The 17,283-nt window shown below is 70.4% G+C and carries 13 protein-coding genes; 5 read left to right on the forward strand and 8 right to left on the reverse strand.

The window, feature by feature from the left end:
• Window positions 1-25 precede the first annotated feature (25 nt).
• Window positions 26-451, forward strand: a complete 426-nt coding sequence (locus GKZ92_RS00775; protein ID WP_006360773.1) for a DUF779 domain-containing protein — start codon at window positions 26-28, stop codon at window positions 449-451.
• A 100-nt stretch (window positions 452-551) separates the two neighbouring features.
• Window positions 552-1,094 carry a hypothetical protein gene (locus GKZ92_RS00780; RefSeq protein WP_035755753.1) on the forward strand — a complete coding sequence of 181 codons (543 nt, stop codon included), beginning with the start codon at window positions 552-554 and terminating at the stop codon, window positions 1,092-1,094.
• On the opposite strand, the gene GKZ92_RS00785 is transcribed toward GKZ92_RS00780, so the two are convergent.
• The 3 genes from GKZ92_RS00785 to GKZ92_RS00795 form a co-directional block, all read right to left on the reverse strand.
• On the reverse strand, window positions 1,063-2,595 hold the full coding sequence (locus GKZ92_RS00785; RefSeq protein WP_035755751.1) for a dynamin family protein: 1,533 nt from the start codon (window positions 2,593-2,595) through the stop codon (window positions 1,063-1,065). The two genes, GKZ92_RS00780 and GKZ92_RS00785, sit on opposite strands and share 32 nt — an antisense overlap.
• Window positions 2,595-4,547 (reverse strand): dynamin family protein, encoded by a 1,953-nt coding sequence (locus GKZ92_RS00790; RefSeq protein ID WP_035755749.1) that lies wholly within the window; start codon window positions 4,545-4,547, stop codon window positions 2,595-2,597. Before GKZ92_RS00790 ends, GKZ92_RS00785 begins: the two co-directional genes overlap by 1 nt.
• A gap of 154 nt (window positions 4,548-4,701) precedes the next feature.
• A complete protein-coding gene (locus GKZ92_RS00795; RefSeq protein WP_035755747.1) occupies window positions 4,702-7,779 on the reverse strand; it encodes an IniB N-terminal domain-containing protein in 3,078 nt (1,025 codons plus the stop codon).
• A 338-nt stretch (window positions 7,780-8,117) separates the two neighbouring features.
• On the opposite strand from GKZ92_RS00795, the gene GKZ92_RS00800 reads away from it, so the two are divergent.
• From GKZ92_RS00800 to GKZ92_RS00810, 3 genes are all read left to right on the forward strand, one after another.
• A complete protein-coding gene (locus GKZ92_RS00800) occupies window positions 8,118-9,824 on the forward strand; it encodes an Hsp70 family protein (RefSeq protein ID WP_035755746.1) in 1,707 nt (568 codons plus the stop codon).
• On the forward strand, window positions 9,811-12,321 hold the full coding sequence (locus GKZ92_RS00805) for a helix-turn-helix domain-containing protein (protein WP_230461875.1): 2,511 nt from the start codon (window positions 9,811-9,813) through the stop codon (window positions 12,319-12,321). Before GKZ92_RS00800 ends, GKZ92_RS00805 begins: the two co-directional genes overlap by 14 nt.
• Window positions 12,322-12,547: 226 nt before the next feature.
• A complete protein-coding gene (locus GKZ92_RS00810; RefSeq protein ID WP_035755740.1) occupies window positions 12,548-13,237 on the forward strand; it encodes a hypothetical protein in 690 nt (229 codons plus the stop codon).
• Window positions 13,238-13,364: 127 nt separating this feature from the next.
• On the opposite strand, the gene GKZ92_RS00815 is transcribed toward GKZ92_RS00810, so the two are convergent.
• The 5 genes from GKZ92_RS00815 to GKZ92_RS00835 all read right to left on the reverse strand — a co-directional run bounded on the left by GKZ92_RS00815 (window position 13,365) and on the right by GKZ92_RS00835 (window position 17,188).
• Window positions 13,365-13,733 (reverse strand): hypothetical protein, encoded by a 369-nt coding sequence (locus GKZ92_RS00815; RefSeq protein ID WP_081724876.1) that lies wholly within the window; start codon window positions 13,731-13,733, stop codon window positions 13,365-13,367.
• Window positions 13,734-13,890: 157 nt separating this feature from the next.
• Window positions 13,891-15,180: a sensor histidine kinase gene (locus GKZ92_RS00820; RefSeq protein ID WP_035755778.1), complete on the reverse strand. Its 1,290-nt coding sequence runs from the start codon at window positions 15,178-15,180 to the stop codon at window positions 13,891-13,893.
• Between the two features lie 10 nt (window positions 15,181-15,190).
• On the reverse strand, window positions 15,191-15,829 hold the full coding sequence (locus GKZ92_RS00825) for a response regulator (protein ID WP_005200768.1): 639 nt from the start codon (window positions 15,827-15,829) through the stop codon (window positions 15,191-15,193).
• A gap of 57 nt (window positions 15,830-15,886) precedes the next feature.
• On the reverse strand, window positions 15,887-16,207 hold the full coding sequence (locus GKZ92_RS00830; protein WP_005200770.1) for a DUF4286 family protein: 321 nt from the start codon (window positions 16,205-16,207) through the stop codon (window positions 15,887-15,889).
• A gap of 30 nt (window positions 16,208-16,237) precedes the next feature.
• The gene (locus GKZ92_RS00835; protein ID WP_051406026.1) at window positions 16,238-17,188 is read right to left on the reverse strand and encodes a hydroxymethylglutaryl-CoA lyase; all 951 of its coding nucleotides are present in this window, start codon (window positions 17,186-17,188) and stop codon (window positions 16,238-16,240) included.
• Window positions 17,189-17,283 lie beyond the last annotated feature (95 nt).

Here is a 17,283-nt window from a genome sequence, read left to right on the forward strand (position 1 = left end):
ACCAACCCACAGAAGGTGATTGAGAATGACCACCGAACAGATTGCTCCTGATCGGGTGGTCGCCACAGACGCCGCCGTGCAGCTCCTGACCAAGTTGTCGGAGTTGCACGGCGGACTCATGATCCACCAGTCCGGTGGATGCTGTGACGGCTCGGCCCCGATGTGTTATCCGGTGGGGGAGTACCGGGTCGGCCAGCGCGACGTGCTGGTCGGCGAGATCGAACTCCCCGAACCCATTCCGGCAGTGCGGGTCTGGATCAACGGTGACCAGTTCGAGCTGTGGAAGCACACGCAGCTCATCCTCGACGTCGTGAAGGGGCGCGGTGCCGGGTTCAGTCTGGAAGCGCCCGAGGGCGTTCGATTCCTCTCGCGGGCGCGAGCTTTCACCGAGGAGGAGAACCAACTGCTCGCCGCGTCGCCACCCTTGACGGGCGCAACCGCCGGACCCTGACCGGCCAGTCCACAGAATGCGTCGTGAGTATCGGAAACCGATACTCACGACGCATTCTCGGTTTGCCGGGCAGACCATTTCGAGCGCATACGATCGAAGGATGTCGATGCCCGGCGATGCCCCACCACCGCGACCCCGCGTCGCCGTCACCCCCATGCGGCCCCAGCGAACCACCGAACGCGCCGGCCCCATCCGCTGGGTCGTCCTGGGGTGGATCGTCACCGTCGCGCTGACCCTGGTGACGGTCCTGCTGATCGTGGCGTCGCTCGACGACCTCCGCTCGGTCCTGGCCGCCGACCTGATCCGCGAACACCCCGACAGCGGCACCGACGCCGGACGCGCCGTGGACATCTCCCTGCTCATCGGTGCAGGTCTCGCACTCGTGGTCGTGGTGCTGGGCGTGGCGGGAGCGGTGCGTCTGTGGGCCGGTCGTCGCGCAGGGCGCATGATGCTGACGGTCGGTGCCCTGGTCGCGACCGTGGGCGCGGTGGGATTCCGCCTCACCGTCGATCCGTCGACGCCCGGGCTCGCCGACGCCGGCCTGCCCGCGCCGGTGCTGTGGTTGCCGGTGGCCGCGGCGGCGATCGCGCTGATCGCCACCGGAGTCACCTTCACCCGCGCGGTGAGTGCAACCCTGCGCTGAAACCCGTCGTGCCGGCAACTTCCTGTGGCTCGTCCAGTCGTGCGACGATGCCCTCCGCGCTGCGGACGGCCACCTGGCAGGCGGACGCGACGTCCGGTGCGATCAGTGGGTGGTCGGCGAGAGACCGCCAGGTGCGAGCGGCCTCGATCGCCGTCGAACGAACAGTCGGCGCATCGGTCTCGGCGGGGAGACCCAGACGTGTCGCAGGATCGATTCCCGAGCCGCCGATCAGGCGGGAGAGGTCGGCGATCTGATCCGGGGGCAGGTCGAGACCACCGCCGCGGATGGTGGTGAGGACACGCAGTTCGCGGAAACCGTGCACGTCGGCGAGCTCTCGTCGGACCGAGGCCCGTAGCTCCGCCGCCCGCGTCGACGCGCACGCCGCCAGCAGGTGATCGAGGGTGACCAGTGCCGAATGGGATTTGAGTTCGTCGGCACGCTGGGCGAACTGGGTGTCGATGATGGCACTCAACTCCGGCAGACCGCTGCGTTCGAGGAGTTCCGCGGCCAGCGCGGTCGACGACGTCGCGCCGAAACGGACGAGCGTGACCGCCAGTCGGATGCCGAAGACGCCGAACCGCTCGGCGAGTGAGCGTCGGAGGGCGGCGGGGATGTGGGGCAAGATGTCGGGCCGCGCGAAACGATCCACCGTCAGCAACGCCGACTCGAGCTCCGGTCCCGGCGTCGAGGCCAGCTGTGCCAGCGCGCGGAACTCGACCTCGCGCAGCGTGCGGGCCGCCAGGGCGAGCAGCCCCGCGACGGGGACCACCGCCTGGCAGAGTCCGGTCCGCTCGAGTTCACCGGCGAAGCGCCCGGCGATCTGTTGGGCGGAGATCATCGCGTCCATCCGGCCGGCGCCCAGCTCGTCGGCACGCGACACGACGCCGATCACCCCCAGCGGGCCCGACGAACCGCCGATGGCGGTGCCGATGCGTCGCAGCATGGCCGTGTCCGTGGCGGTGAGAGACCGAAGCAGGTAGACGACCGCGTCGACCCCCGATTGACCCCGGTGCTCGTCCGCCCGGGGTGCGAGGAGGCGAATTGTGGAGTCGGACAGTTCCGTCGACAGCGACGCGGTGCCCGGTGTGTCCACGATCGTGGTGGATTGCAGTGCGCGGGAGGGCCATTCGACGTCGAGATGGTCTACGCGATCAGCGGTGAGGTGCCCGAAGTCGAAGCCCAGGCGTCCGTCGACCCGGGTCACCGGGATCGGGACCGCGCGACCGTCGTCGACGTGTGCGGTCACCGACGGCGACCGGCCGCTGCGGTACCAGGTCACGACCCGGGTGCACTCGGTCGCATCGGTCGGGGCGATGTCCTGTCCGACAAGCGCATTGAGCAGGGTCGACTTGCCGGCCTTCAAGGACCCAGCCAGCGCGACCCGCACCGGTTGATACATCCGGTGCTCACAGAGATCGAGTTCGCCCTGCGCACGCGGATCGTCGGCCAGGACGCCACGCGCGGCGTCGAGTAGCAAACGTGCACGATCGATCCCGGCCATCAGCGGGACTGTCCGGCCGCGTGACGACCGACCTTCGCTGGCGCCGGTTCGGTGTGAGCCGGGTCGAGGGGCGCGGGGTCGAGGGAAGCGGGGTCGAAATGATCGGCGGCCTTGCGCAGGGCGGCAACCGCTGCCAGCCGGGACTCGAGCTCGGCGGCCCGCCGGGTCCGTTCGGACTCGGTTGAGGTGGCCGCCGACTGTGCGGCACTGAGGGATTCGGAGATGGAGCGAGCGGTCTGCTCGGCGACCGAGCTGAAGTGGTCGCGCAGCACGCGCTGGATCACCCGCAACCGGTCCCGCGATTCCTTGCCCACCTGGAAGCTGACGTCGTCGGTGAACGCCCGTACCGCCACCTTCGCCTTGGCTCGGCGTTCTAGTATCTTCGCCTGCTTGTCGTCGCGGTATGCCTTGGTGCCCAACAGGAGTCCGGCACCTACCGACACCGGGTTGATCAGGGCCATGCCGACCATCGTCGAGATGAGCCCGAACATCAGCACGCCGCCGTAGGACCCCCGCATGCCGATCAGCAGTTTCTGGGTGACACCGACCTTGCCGCTGTCGAGTTCGGCGAGTTCTGCCACCGAGTCGAGCACACCGGTCAGATCGGCGGCATCGAAGTCGGGGAGGGAAGTCTGGCCGGCGGCCGCGAAATGGTCGGCGACCCGCTCGGCCAGCCAGACCGACCGTTCGTGAGCCCAGACGAAGTTGTCGCCGATGACCGTCGCCGTCTGCTCGGTCAGCCACTCGGCGAGTTGCTCCCAGTCGACGCCCGGATCGCCCTCGTCGATGGCGCGTTCGGCCTCGCGAGTGACCGCGCGGAGCCGATCGCGGAGATCGTGGTCGATGTCGGCGGCGAGGTCGGCGACCCCGTCGGCCAGAGTCTGTTGCCACTGCGCGGATTGGCGGCGCATCGCCTCGGCGTCGGCCTTGGCCTCGTGCAGCGCCCGGACGGCTTTGGTGGCGGTGTCCGGATCGCGGAGCGCTGCCAGCTCGCTGCCGAGGGTGAGGGCGAGATGCTCACTGACCACCCGGAGGTCGGTGGCGACCGCTCCGCGGGTCGCCTGCTGGGCGGTCGCCACCACGTGATCGCGAAGGTACCGGTAGAGGTCGAGGAATCCGGCTTCGGCGTTCAGTTGTTCGTCGCCCAGGCGCAGCGCGTGCGAACGTAGCACCGACGACACCGGAAGCAGGGGAATGTCCATCCCGGCGGCCTGGAGATGCGAGCGATCGGCGTCGGCGACGGCCCGCCAGTGCGGATACAGGTCGGTCTTCGTGAGCAGACAGGCGACGGTCGGGCACAGCCCGATCACCTGCTGGAGGAAGGACATCTCCGGCGCCGTGAACTCCTGGCTGGCGTCCGACAGCACCAGCACTGCGTCGGCGGCCGCCACCATGCCCAGTGTGGCTGCGGCGTAGGGGTGTCCGTGACCACCGACCCCGGGGGTGTCGACGAGGACGAGCCCGTCCGCCAGCAGCGGGCCCGGCGCACCGATCTCCAGCCGCAGCACCTCGCGGCCACCGGCGAGAGGCGAATCGGGGGTGACGGCACCGATCGCCTCCATCGGGACCGGGATGCGACTGTCGGCGGCCGGACCGTCGACGACGAGGTGGGCGGTCGGCTGGGGCGCGTGCGAGATCACGGTCGGCACCGCGGTCGTCTCGTCGTCTCCCACCGAGCACACGTCGAGGTTCAGCAGGGCGTTGACGAAGTGGCTCTTGCCCTGTTTGAGCTGTCCCACCACGACAATTCGCAGGCGAGGGTCGGAGATGCGGGTCCGGGCGCCGTCGAGGCGGGTGACGAGGTCGGTTCGCCCGACCTCGCGGGCCACCTCCGACATGGTGGCCAGCAGATCGCCGATGGTCGACGGTGTTGCCTGGGTGCCGGCCGCAGGGACATGCGCGACCTCGTCCGTTCGTCTGGCGGGCGGGATCTCGGCGGGGGAACTTGTCATGGTGTCCTCACGGTAGTTCTGAGTCGGCGCACGCGGTCGGCATTGGGGAGGGTGTCCGGTGCGCACCGCGGAGACGAGGTCGGCCCCGGCACCGTCCGCGTCCAGTGATCAACTGGCGTCGGGCGATGCCGGGGCGAAGCCGTCGGGTCCGGGGTCAGCCGGCGTCGGGTCCGGCGTCGACGTCTCCGGATGCGGTGGTACCGACACCCGAGTCGGCTCCCAGCCCACCGGTGAGGTCGCCGGTCAAACCACCCGTCAGCCCTCCGGTGAGATCTCCGGTGAGGCCGCTCGTCGTGTCGAGGGCGCCACCGACCGTCGAGTCGAGGGCGCCATGGAGTCCGGCGTCGGTGGAGGTGGTGCCGCCGAGGTCCACATCGCCGCCGCCGACACCGCCGAGGTCGACGCCGCCACCGGCCTCGCCGCCGCCGGTGAGTCCACCGGTCAGGCTGCCGGAGAGGTCACCCGGCAGGTCGGCGCCCAGGTTGCCGATCGCATCGGTCGTCGCGCCGAGGGTGCCGCCCAGGCTCGACCCGACCGCCGCGGTCGCGTCACCGCCGACGGTCGCCGCGCCGCCGGCCGCACCGGAGACGGCGGTCGTCAGGTCGCCGGTGACATCCGCGGGGAGCGAGCTGTCGAGGCCCAGGCCTCCGCCGAGGCCCAGATCGCCGCCGAGAGTCGAACCGAGCCCCGACTCCAGCGTCGTCCCGAGTCCGGCGAGTCCGCCGCCGAGCCCCGTCTCGAGGCCTCCGGTCAGATCACCGACGGCACCGCCGGTGAGGTCGCCGGTCAGGATCGGGCCGCCGACGTTGATGCCGTCCTCCGGCGAGATCACGAGACTCGGGTTGAGCACCGCACCGAGCTCACCCGTCAACGCCCCGTTGAGACCGCCCTGCAGTGTCGACTCCAGGGTCGTGACCAGACCGTTCGTGGCCGCCAGATCGACGTCGAGCGCGTTGCTCAGCGTGCTGGTGAGGGCACCGCCCAGGTCGGCTCCGCCGGCCAGCTGTCCGGCGAGGTCACCGCCGAGGTCGCCGGTCAGCGCGGTACCGAGAACGGCACCGAGTGAGGCGCCGAGGTCGGCTCCCACATCGCCGCCGGCTCCGAGGACGGTCCCCAGCGTGGCGGTGAGGTCGCCGGCTGTCTCGGTGACCAGGCCCAGATCGGCGCCCGCCCCGAGCGCGGCGTCCAGTGCTCCACCGAGTTGGGTGATGAGGGCGCCGTCGACGCCGAGCGCCCCACCGAGGTCACCGGCCAGTAGCTCGCCGACACCGAGACCGGCACCCGCCGCGGCGTCGAGGATGCCGTCGACACCCGCGGTCGCACCGAGTACACCGCCGAGCGCGGCACCTAGTTGTGCAGCGAGGTCGCCGCCGCCGCCGAGCGCGGCCCCCAACTGGGCGGCCAGGTCGGTGGTCAGGCCTGCGTCGAGGAGGCCGGTCAGGTCGGTGCCGAGCACGCCGCCGAGTTCGAGAGCCCCGCCCAGCGCGGCCCCGAGATCGGCACCGGCAGCTGCTCCCAGGACGCCGCTGAGCACGGTGCTCAGCGCGGTGTCCAGACCGACGCCGGCCGACAGCAGCCCGCCGAGTGCGCCACCCAACTCGCCACCCAGACCGCCGACCACGTTCAGCCCGCCTTCGAGGGCGCCCCCGACGGAGCCCTCGAAGACGCTGCCGAGACCGGCGCCCAGTCCTGTCCCGAGACCCAGTCCGGTCTCGAGTGCACCACCGAGCCCGGCAGTCAGATCGGCCGCGAGGCCGCCGTCCAGCGCGCCGGCCAGGGTGCCGCCGAGTGCGGCGCCCAGGGCACCCGCCGCGTCGCCGCCGGCTTCGAGGCCCGCGGCGAGCGCGCCGCCGACGGTCGCGCCCAGGTCGCCACCCGCGGCGAGGACCGCGTCGAGGTCGACCAGACCACCGGCGGCCAGCACCGATTCCAGGGTCGCCGCAAGACCCGCCTGGGCACCCCCGCCCACTCCGAGAGCGGCGGTCAGCGCACCGCCGAGAACCGCGTTCGCACCCGCCGCACCGGTCAGCGCCAGTCCGCCGGCCGCGGCAGCGGTGGAGGTCAGAGCAACGCCCAGAGCGGTGCCGACCGACGCGGCGGCCGAACCGCCCGCCGCCAGGGTCGAGCCAAGGGCACCGGTGAGGGTCGCACCGAGCTCACCGGACAGGTCGGCGACGGCCTGCGCGTCGAGTAGCCCGGACAGCGTCGCGGACAGGTCGCCGGCGACGCCGAGCGTCGAGGTGAGGGCGGCGGTGAGGTCGGCCGAGAGGTCGGCACCGAGGCCGAGCGCGCCGGAGAGGACCGCGGAGATGGCGCCGCCCGCACCGAGTCCGGCGGCGAGCGCGGTGGCGAGATCGGCGCCGAGCGCACCGCCGGCACCGAGGGTGGCGCCGAGCAGTCCGCCGAGGGTCGCGCCGAACTCGCCGGCGAGTTCGCCGCCCGCACCGAGCGCCGACGACAACTGGGCGGCGAGTCCGCCTCCGAGTCCGGCGCCCGCGGCGAGGAGGGCGTCGAGTGATGCCCCGAGCTGACCGATCAGTGCACCTTCGGCGTCGATCGCGCCGGCCAGCGCACCGGCGATCACCGGTCCGGCACCCGCACTCAGTTCGAGGCCGCCGGCGACCACGGTGTCCAGGGCGGCGCCCAGGGTGGCGCCGAACTGTGCGGCCACGGCACCTCCGGCGCCCAGCCCGGCGGACAGGGCCGCGCCGAGGGCGACGGCCAGCTGACCGGCCAGGTCCAGGTCACCGAAGGCGATACCGCCGAGGTCCAGGTCGGCGAGGGAGAGGCCGGACAGGTCGACGCCCCCGAGCCCGATACCGCCGAGGAGTCCGCCGAAGTCGAAGTCGCTCAGGCCGATCCCGCCGAGGTTCACGCCGCCGAAGTTCACGCCACCGAGGCCGATGCCGCCCCCGCCGAGATTGATGTCACCGAGGCCCAGTCCCCCGAGCCCGAATCCGATTCCGCCTCCGACTGCCCCTCCGACTGCCCCGCCGACGGCCCCGCCGACCGAACCGCCGCCGACGAGGGCGCCGAGGCCACCACCGGCAGCGCCGCCGGCGGCCAGTCCGGAGTCGGCGACGAGTGGGGCTGCCGCCGAGATGTGGGCGGGCGTGATCCCGGTGAGCCCGGCGCGGTCGATCGCCGCCTGGGGATTACCGCAATAGCTGTTGAATGCTTCCTCGTCGCGGAGCAGACCGAGGATGAAGTCGAGTACCGCATTGGTCGGCATGGCGTCGTTCCTTCGTCGGAGAGATCGCAGTTCGATCCCGTGTCGAGTTCGACGCTAGGCAGCGGCGCGCTCCGGGGCATCGGGGCAAATCCCTAGTCCTGTCGCGGTCCCGGTGAACAGGGGACCGATCCCGGGGGCGGCACAGGTAGGGGGCGGGGGAGTTTTCCCCTAATCCCGGCCGAAACGCTAACGGTCGGGTAATGGCCCGCGACACACTCAGTGAAGTGCAGCGCCCGCATCGGTCGCGGCACGAACCATGAGACGAACACCCACGCTGCGCGAGTGGCCGGTGATCCGCCATCGACCACCCCCGCGGGTGGGAACAGGAGCTGACCGACATGGGCATCACGATCGGTGTGAAGGTCGGGAGCGCGAACAGCGTCGCGGTCGTGGCCTCGGAACATTCGTGGGAGAACTCGCTCTCGGTCGAGACCGTCGGCCTGGTGGGTTCCGGCGACTTCCTCGACCGTGTCGGCGATCCGGTGCCGGTACTGGACGACCGTGGCCAGAGCCGACCCGCCGCGCAGATCCACGCCGAGGCGGTCGCCGCGCTGCTCACTCGACTCGACCTCACCGACCCCGTCGAACACCTGACCGTCGTGCACCCCGACACGTGGACGTCGCTAGCGGTCGACGAAGCCCACGCTGCCCTCCGCGCACGGGACGACGTGCCGACGGGCGAGATCAGCTGGGTGTCGGAGTCGCGGGCGACACTGGCCGCCGTCGAACACAGCGAAGGTGCCCTCGGTGAGGGTCTGGTGATCGGCTATGACCTCGGCGCTTCCGCGCTGACCGTCACCGTGCTCGCCATCGGTGACGAACCCCGCGTGGTGAGCCGACCGCTCCGGCTCGACTCGGTCAGCGGCAACGAGTTCGACCGGCTCCTGCTGGCACATACGTTGCGGGTCACCGGCGTCGACGCCGAGCCGGCTCCCGGCCGTGCCTCGTCGGTGCTCGACGACCTGACCCGACTCCGCTCCGAGTGCCGGCGCGCCAAGGAAGCCCTCTCGGTCGACACCGACGCGGTCGTCGACGTCCGCGTCGGGGAGACGACCACCGTCGCCCGACTCGTCCGCGATGACGTCGAGGACCTGGTGCGGGGGCCGATCGCCGAGTCGGTGGCGCTGATCCGGGAGGCACTCGCGAGTGCGGGCGTCGACCAGGCGGGAGGTCACCCGGTCCCCGTCACCGCGATCGTTCTCGCCGGTGGGGGCGCGTCCATCCCGCTCGTCACCGAGATGCTGTCGGCAACCCTGCGCGTGCCGGTGCTCCTCGATCCCCAACCCGGATCGGCGTCCGCGGCCGGTGGTGCGCTGCTCGGAATCGCCGCCCTCGGCGCACATGCGTCCGCCGCGCCCGAGCCGACCACCGAGATCCCGGGACAGGCGCTCGCACCGTTGCCGGGGGAACGCCCGATGCGTGAGATCGTGCCGGCGCCCAGCACCACGGTGACCACTCCGGCCCCCCGTTTGTCCCGGCGCCGGCGGGGAATCCTGATCACGGCAGGTGCCGCGGCGTTGGTGCTGGTCTCGGCCACCGGACTGTCGGTGGGGACGGGTCTGGTCGGGTCCACCGGCGAGGCGACGCCGCCTCCCGCCGGTGCGGTGACGACGCCGGTCGACGCAACTCCGGGAAAGCCCGGCCAACCCGCGCCGACCGTGGCCGACGCTGCGACCGGCACCCGTGCCGCCGACGCCGGTACGCGTGCCGCGGGCACCGGCACCGGAACTCCCGCCCGGCGGCAATCGACGGCTCCCGTCCCGGCGGGTACCTCGGCGCCGGGGACCACCAGCGCGCCCCGCGGAGGACAGGCACCCGCGACCGGCGGGCAGGCCCCCGCACCGGCGGCCCCGCCTCCCGCGCCGGCGCCGGTGGATACCGTTCCCGCGCCCGTCCCCGATCAGCAACCAAGCCCCGATGTCCCCGAGCAGCCGAGCACCGGGGGCGGTGGCGGGGGCACCTCGGGCGGTGTCCTGCAGGTGCCCGGCAAGATTCTCGACGGCACCGGTCAGGTCCTGTGTGGCGTCACCCGTGTCGTCTGCTGACGCGGGGCGGGTGACCGCGTCGCCCACCCCGACGATCGGTGATCGCCGGGACTCGTTGTCGACGTGGGTCGACGACGTCCTCGACCGTGCGCGCACGGGGCTCCCGATCTGTGCGGTCGTCGTCGGCATCCCGGGAAGCGGACGCAGCGGTCTGCTGGACGTCGTGCACGAGCGGTTGCGCGAACTCGACGTCCCGGTCAGCGTCGGCATGCCGGCCGGAGGTGACACGGCCGGTCCGACGGTGGTGCTGGCCCACGACCTCCACAACTGGCCGGGTGACCTCGTCGCGCGGACGGCGACGATGATCGACGCCGGAACCATCGGACTGATCGCCACAACCGAACCACGGGAAACCGACCCGGCTCTTCGCACGGTGCTCGACGTCGCTCGCCGCTACGGCGCGGTCCTCGAACTCGGCACGATGAACACGGCGGACGTCCTCGTTCATGCGGCTCGGGCCGGTCTCACGCTCACGCCGGCCACCGCGTCGCTGATCCGACGACGCTGTGGCGGTGCACGCAACGTCGTCATCTCTGCGTTGCTCTCCATCCGGGAGGAAGTGGCGGCTGCGGTGCCCGGCGAGAGCGTGGACGAACTGGTGGTCGTCGAGCGTGTGGCACGCGACCGTCACCATCGTCTGCTCCGAGGCCTCGACCCGACGACACTGTCCGTCCTGGCCCTCGCGTCGCTGCGGGCGCCGCTGGACCCGGAGAGCCTCGCCGAGACGCTCGGCGTCCCGTTCGAGGCAGCGGTTGAGGCACTCGACCGGGCGCGGGGGAGCGGTCTGTTGCTCGGAGCGGACGTCTTCGTCTCGGCCGCCGGCGATCCGCTTCGCGCGGTCGTCGGGAACCGGCGACTCGATCAGCTCCGCCGGACGTCGATAGCGGTGCGTCTGCGTGCCAGTGAACTGACCGCCGACGACGCGTTGCACGCTGCGGAATCGGGGATCGAGGATCCCCGTCTGGTCGACACCTTGCTCGCCGGTGCAGCCGATGCCACCGCGGCGCGCGCGGTGGTCCTGCTCCGGGCCGCCGACCGTCTGGAACCGGGCCGTGACGACGTCCGTCTCCTGATGGCCCAGCGCGCCTTGGCCTCCGGTGATGTCGACGGCGCGGGCGAGGTCGCGGACCTCCGGCTGGAGTCGGCTCGTCCCACGGATGACGGGATCGAGCACTGGGTGGGGATTGCGGCTCTCGTCGCGGCCCACCGGGGTCTCGGGTCTCACGCGGCTGACCTCTACCGTTGGCTCGGCCCGGAGAACATTGCGGCCGAATCCCTTTCCGCGGTGACGGCACTGGTGGCGGTCGGCGACCGGACAGGTGCCGCGGCGGTCGCCGCCGCTGATGCGGGGCGCCCGCCGGTGGGTGCTCGAGCGGTACGGTCACGGGCGGTCCGGGGTCTGCTCGCGTCGGTCTCCGACAACCAGACAGACGGTGACGGCGCGGCTGGTGACACGGTCGATCTCGTGGTCCGGGGGCTCACTGCCACCATGCCGAGCCGGTGGGACCCGGCGGTGGCGCGAACCCTGCACGCCGCGACCGCACTGGCGCTGAACAGCGGTGACCTCAACGCGGCCCGCGCGCTTCGGAAAGCTGCGGGTGACTGCGCGGCCGGGGCCCTGCTCGATGCCGAGATCGCGCTGGCCAGTGGAGACCTCGACGCGGTCACTCGCCTGCTGCCGGCCGACGAGCCGGCCGGTGCGGTCGACCGCCTGCGGACGCACGCCGTCCGCCTCGGCCTCGCGCACCGCAACGGCGACACCCCGGCACTCGCTGCACTGTGGCCGGAAGCGCCGGCACTGTCGGCCGCGACCGAGATCGATCTCTATCTCCTGCGACCCCTCGCCGAGTTCTGGCAGGTCGCTGCACGCTTGGACGACACGGCGTCGATCGATCGGCACATCACCGCGGCCGACCGGTTACTCGAAACGCTGGAGAATCCGGTGTCCTGGGCGGCACCGTGGCATTTCGCCGGAGTCCAGGCAGCGGTGAGCGCCCGCGATACCGGGCTCGCAACCGAGCGTCGACGATTGCTCGAGGGAGTCGCCGGGCGCAACGCGAGGACGTCGGGCCTCGTGACGGCCGCCCGCGCGTGGACTGCGCTCACCTTCGAGCCGGCGGGGACCACCGATGACGCCCAGGTGGCGGACGCGGTGGCCGCCCTTCGGTTGCGTGGACTGGATTGGGAAGCAAGCCGTCTGGCGGGGATCGCGGCGTTACGCACCGGCGACCCGGGCACGTCGGCGGGCCTGCTGGAGACGGCCCGGTCGGTCGACGCGGATCGGCGGCGACCCCGACCGGTCGACGGCCTGCTGACCGAGCGCGAGGCCGAGGTCGCACGAGAACTCCTGCAGGGATTCACATACCGCGAGATCGGTGCCCGCCTGTTCATCTCGGCGAAGACCGTGGAGCACCACGTGTCCCGTATTCGACGTCGATTGGATGCCGGGTCGCGCTCGGAATTGATGGCGGCATTACGGGCCGCCGGATACAGTTGATTTCGCGAATTCATACCCACAAAAGAGCGCAATTTTATACCCATGCCAGAACAAAGTGAGGATCGGGCGCTCTGTCCGGGTTGTCGAGAATCGACATTGTTCGATCGGCTATTCACCAATTTCAATCGTGTGATGTGTTCCTCAAAGGGGGTGGTCGCCCTCTTTTTCGTTTGTTACGTTCGCCGAAGTCCGTGAATCGAAAAACAGATGGAGGTCGGGAAAACCCATGAAACGTAATCTCATTCGTGCAACCACCGTCGGTGCAGCTCTCGGAGTCGCGGGACTCATCACACCTGCCGTGGCAAATGCCGCGCCGGTGGACGAAAACAATTGCGCAAAGGTCTCGACGCCGGGTAACCCAGCCGGCTGGGGAAATGATTTCGCCGATGAGAAAGGCCAGGCCGGAAAGCATTCCGAGGTCGACGTCAACGACGATGACGGATCACTGCAGTTCGTGACCACCGACGCCACGCCGCGACAGGCTTCCTACCACGCGGCCGGTCGGGTGCCGCTCGCTGACGTGGCGAAGAAACCGTTGACATTCCACAAGTCCGAAGGCCAGGCGAACTGGCAGATCCGCGTGACCGGCGCAGAGACCGGATCCGGCGACGGATTCGCGACCCTGGTGTGGTCCGCCCCGGACGGCAAGACCAAGGCCGACGCCACCGAGTCCGACCAGTGGTGGGCGACGCGTGACCTCCCCGGTATCCCGATGGCCCAGACCGCAACCCTGGATGAGCTCGTCGCCGCTGCCGGCGACAAGACCGTCGTCGACCACTACGGCATCTCGAGCCAACCCACGAACAAGGCCGGGACCGTGAACGTCGACAACGTCACGTTCAACGGTTGCACCACGAACTTCACGGCCACGGATGTCGGAGGTGGCTTCGGCTCGCTGGAGAATCTCTTCCCGTGATGCGCTGAGCCGAGCTCATCCACCGGTGTCCCTTCGTTTGCCGAGCTCGTCGAAACCGCCGCAGGCCCCGCGACCGTTTCGGTCGCGGGGCCTGCGGTGTTTCCAGTGATCAGCAGGCGTCCTCCACTCACCACTGGTCGAATCCGACGTTGGCTTGCGGGAAGCCGGTGTCGGCGGTGGGGCCGAAGATGCCGATGCGGTACAACGCGTTCACGTCGAGGTGGTTGTTGAACGGTGCGACGGCCGTGATGGTTTCGGAGGCACCGGGGTAGAGGACCTGCTTCGGTGCGTTGACCCACTGCCCGCCGTCGGCGTTGCCGCCGATCAGGTACTCGGGCTTGTCGGTGTGGTTGGTGATCGTCATCGCGACCGTCGGCTCTCCCGGGCGGGTGATCGGCATGGTGCCGGCGTGGGCCGCTCCGGAGGCGCCGAGCGCGATGCCGGCGGCTGCGGCGAGTCCGAGGGTTCCGGCTGCGATGCGGGACGCGATCTTCATGGTGTTCTCCGAGTCTCTGGTGAGGGTTTCTGTGTGGTTGTTCCGGGCTGTCCCGGTGACACCAATGACTTTCCTCGGAAAACACCCCGCCCGGATTCCGCCGACCGGGTGATCCACCGGTGGATTGCCGCATCCACCGATCGGTGGACACGGACCCTCAGACCTCGCGCGCGGGCACCTCGACCACGACGGCGGTCCCGCCGCTGGGCCGGTTCTGCAGGGAGAACACTCCGCCAACCCCCTCGATACGTACCCGCCGCGACGCCAGGCCGATGTGGCCGGCCGCCTGCCGGCGGCGCATCAGTTCCTCGATCGCGACCTCGTCGGGGAGTCCGACACCGTCGTCGACGACCACCAGCCGTGCGACCCCGTCGTCGAACTCGGCCGTGACCTCCGCGGTGTCGGCGTCCGCATGCTTGACCACATTCGTGAGGAGCTCGCGCGCCGCGGCGAACAGCAGCGAGTCGGCGGTGGTGCGCAGCTCGCTGGGCCAGGCGGCGGTGTCCACGGAGATCGACGGCGCGCCGGCGCGGCCGCCGTACGACGACGCCAGATCGGTCAGGGCGACGGCGAGTCCGGCCTGTTCGAGGACCGCTGGGTGCAGTTCGCTCAGCGTCGAGCGGAGCAAGCGAGCCGAGTCGCGCAGGGCGCCGTCGACCCGGTCCAGGGTCACGGAATCGGCCGAACCCCGCAGTGTCGCAAGCTCCTGCCGCGCGGCGAGCACATACTGGAGTGCGCCGTCGTGGAGGTTGTCGGCGAGGTCGCGCCGTTCGCGCTCCTCGATCTCCATCGTCGCGTCGAGGAGCCGGGCGCGTTCGGCGGCAAGCGATCCGATGGTCGTCACCCGTGATCGTTGCAGCTGGGACAACAGGACCGCCCCGACCGCGAGAGCCGCGACGACGAGGATGCGCAACACGATGATCGACCACGGTTCGCTGTTCGAGTTCCGGGCGAGGATGTTGGCGACCGCATAGACCACCACGGTCGCCGTCACCACCATCGCGCAGAGGCGCGGCTGCAGTGAGATGGCCGCGATCATCGGGACCAGCGCGAAGCCGGCGATCAACGCGTCGGTGGTCCAGCTGACCTCGTTGGACATGCCGGCGATGACGGCCAGGATCGTCAGCAGGAGGAGGTCGATCGGCAGCGCGATCCACGAGTAGCGGACCATCCACGACTCGCGGCTTCGGGCCACGACGGCCCCGGCGACGCACCATGCCGCATAGAGAACGGCGGTGACGACGCTGAACACGGCCGCATGGTCGGGCGGATCCAGGCAGACCGTCAGGAGCACGAAGAGTGCCAGGAACAGTCGCAGGAGCACCTGGATGCGGATTCCCCGGACCGCGTGGTCGACGAGGATGAGGTGGATGCGCGGCTCGTCGGCGAACTCGCCGAACCCGAGATAGACGGTCAGTCCGGCGATCTCGATGTCGGAGTTCCGCATCACCCGTCGGCTACTCGAGAAGGCCACGACGCATCGCCTCGGCCACCGCGGCGGCACGGTCGGACACCCCGAGCTTCTCGTAGAGACGCTGGGTATGGGTCTTCACCGTCGCGGCCCCGATGTACAACTCGGCGGCCAACTGCGGAATCGATTGTCCGCGTGCGAAACCGGCGAGTACCTGGCGTTCTCGTTCGCTGAGTGCCGGCGCCTCACGCTGTGTCTGGGCCCGGATCTCGCCGGCGAGACCGGCTGCGAGCGCCGGGGGCACCACCGTCTCGCCCTTCGCGACCCGGGTCACCGCACCGACGATCTCGTCGCGGTCGGCATCCTTCGACAGATAGCCGGCGGCGCCTTCCTGTAGCGCCCGGAACACGATGGGGCCGTCGGTGACCGCCGACAGCAACAGCACGCGTGTCGGCAGTTTGTCGCGGCTGACCGCATGCGCCAGTTCCACACCCGTCATGCCGGGCATCTGGTGGTCGACGACGGCGACGTCGGGATTCTCGCGCCGGATGAGTTCGAGGCCGGTGACGCCGTCTGCCGCCTCGCCGACCACCCGCACCCGGCCGCTCTGCGTGAGACCTCGCGACACCCCGTCCCGGAAGAACGGGTGATCGTCGACGACGACCGCGGTCACGAGGGTTTCCATCGCCCCAGAATACGGTGCATACAACGCGTTTCACCCGTTTACGCGGGTTTCCGGGCCCTACTCGGCGTGCTGCTCCTCGACGAACTCGAACAGGCGGAACTCCGAGCCCGGGTCGGTACGTGAGGCGGTGGTCGGCGTCCGGTTGCCCGCGTCGGCGTGGATCCGGGCGACGATCTCGGGGAGATCACCGTCGAGCGTGTAGGCCGCCATGTACCGGTGGCTGGCCTCGGGATCGGCCGACTTGTATCGCACCGCGCTCGTGACACCCTCCGTCGCAAGAATTTCCGGAAGGTGATGCGTGGTGTACCACTCGTTGAACTCGTCCTCGACGGAGTCGTCGCGCGGATGAGTGAAGGCGATGTAGAGGCCTCGTGCCATTGTCATTCCTCTTTCTCGGATCGGGCCGGATCAGGCGGGCGGGAGTTCGACCGGGGGGAACAGGCCCGCGCGGGACAGCTGGCCCGGCACCGTCGTCCCGAGCATCTCGCCGAGCCGGCGAGCGCCGGAGAGGAGCACGGCGGGGTCGACGCCGGTGGCGCATCCGCTGCGGTCGAGGAGATACCAGAGGTCCTCGGTGGCGATGTTGCCCGTCGCGGCCGGAGCGAACGGGCAACCGCCGATGCCGCCTAGACTCGCGTCGAGAGCCGACGCCCCGAGCTGCAACGCGGTGAGGGCGTTGGCGTAGCCGGTGTTCCGTGTGTTGTGGAAGTGCCATCGCAGCGGTATCCCGGGAGCCTCCCGGCGGGCGGCGTCGGCGAGTGCAACGACCTGCGCCGGCACCCCGACACCGATCGTGTCGGCGAGGGCGATCTCGTCGGGCTGCGCATCGCTGCACCGTCGGATGAGGTCGGCAACCCGTTCGGTGGGGACCTCACCTTCGAACGGGCAGCCGAAGGCGGCGGCGATGGTCACGGTGGTCTTCAGACCGGCATCCGATGCTCGCTTCGCGAGCCGATTCCACAGGTCGACGCCCTCGTCGGTGCTGGTTCCCTGGTTGCGCCGGCTGAAGGTGTCGGAGGCGACGACCACGATGTTGACCTCGTCGAGACCGGCTGCGATGGCGCGATCAAGTCCGCGCTCGTTGAGAACCAATCCGATCCAGGAGACCTCGCCGCGCGGCAGGGCGGCGGAGACCGCCTCGGCGTCGGCCATCTGCGGGACCCGCTTGGGGTGGACGAAACTCGTCGCCTCGATTCGACGGAGACCCGACGCCACCAGATGATCGATGAGTTCGAGTTTGGTCTCGGTCGGCAGGAGCGTCGCCTCGTTCTGCAGGCCGTCGCGGGGCGACACCTCCACGATGGTGACCGACTCGGGGACGGCCGATGAGGGGGTTACGGAGGACGGGGTGTGGGGCATGACTGTGTCCGACTGCTCGAACGCCGTGTTGTTTGGCATGCCCGGATGTTCCCCCAGCCACAGAATGTATGCAAGTGGACCGGCGTCATATGTCC

This window comes from Gordonia sp. 135 (assembly GCF_009720185.1).
In the GTDB taxonomy this organism is placed as follows: Bacteria; Actinomycetota; Actinomycetes; order Mycobacteriales; family Mycobacteriaceae; genus Gordonia; species Gordonia alkanivorans.

Coding starts and splice junctions, on each gene's coding strand:
- GKZ92_RS00775 (WP_006360773.1), top strand. CDS start 26: ATGACCACCGAACAGATTGCTCCTGATCGGGTGGTCGCCACAGACGCC.
- GKZ92_RS00780 (WP_035755753.1), top strand. CDS start 552: ATGTCGATGCCCGGCGATGCCCCACCACCGCGACCCCGCGTCGCCGTC.
- GKZ92_RS00785 (WP_035755751.1), bottom strand. CDS start 2,595: ATGGCCGGGATCGATCGTGCACGTTTGCTACTCGACGCCGCGCGTGGC.
- GKZ92_RS00790 (WP_035755749.1), bottom strand. CDS start 4,547: ATGACAAGTTCCCCCGCCGAGATCCCGCCCGCCAGACGAACGGACGAG.
- GKZ92_RS00795 (WP_035755747.1), bottom strand. CDS start 7,779: ATGCCGACCAATGCGGTACTCGACTTCATCCTCGGTCTGCTCCGCGAC.
- GKZ92_RS00800 (WP_035755746.1), top strand. CDS start 8,118: ATGGGCATCACGATCGGTGTGAAGGTCGGGAGCGCGAACAGCGTCGCG.
- GKZ92_RS00810 (WP_035755740.1), top strand. CDS start 12,548: ATGAAACGTAATCTCATTCGTGCAACCACCGTCGGTGCAGCTCTCGGA.
- GKZ92_RS00815 (WP_081724876.1), bottom strand. CDS start 13,733: ATGAAGATCGCGTCCCGCATCGCAGCCGGAACCCTCGGACTCGCCGCA.
- GKZ92_RS00820 (WP_035755778.1), bottom strand. CDS start 15,180: ATGCGGAACTCCGACATCGAGATCGCCGGACTGACCGTCTATCTCGGG.
- GKZ92_RS00825 (WP_005200768.1), bottom strand. CDS start 15,829: ATGGAAACCCTCGTGACCGCGGTCGTCGTCGACGATCACCCGTTCTTC.
- GKZ92_RS00830 (WP_005200770.1), bottom strand. CDS start 16,207: ATGGCACGAGGCCTCTACATCGCCTTCACTCATCCGCGCGACGACTCC.
- GKZ92_RS00835 (WP_051406026.1), bottom strand. CDS start 17,188: ATGCCCCACACCCCGTCCTCCGTAACCCCCTCATCGGCCGTCCCCGAG.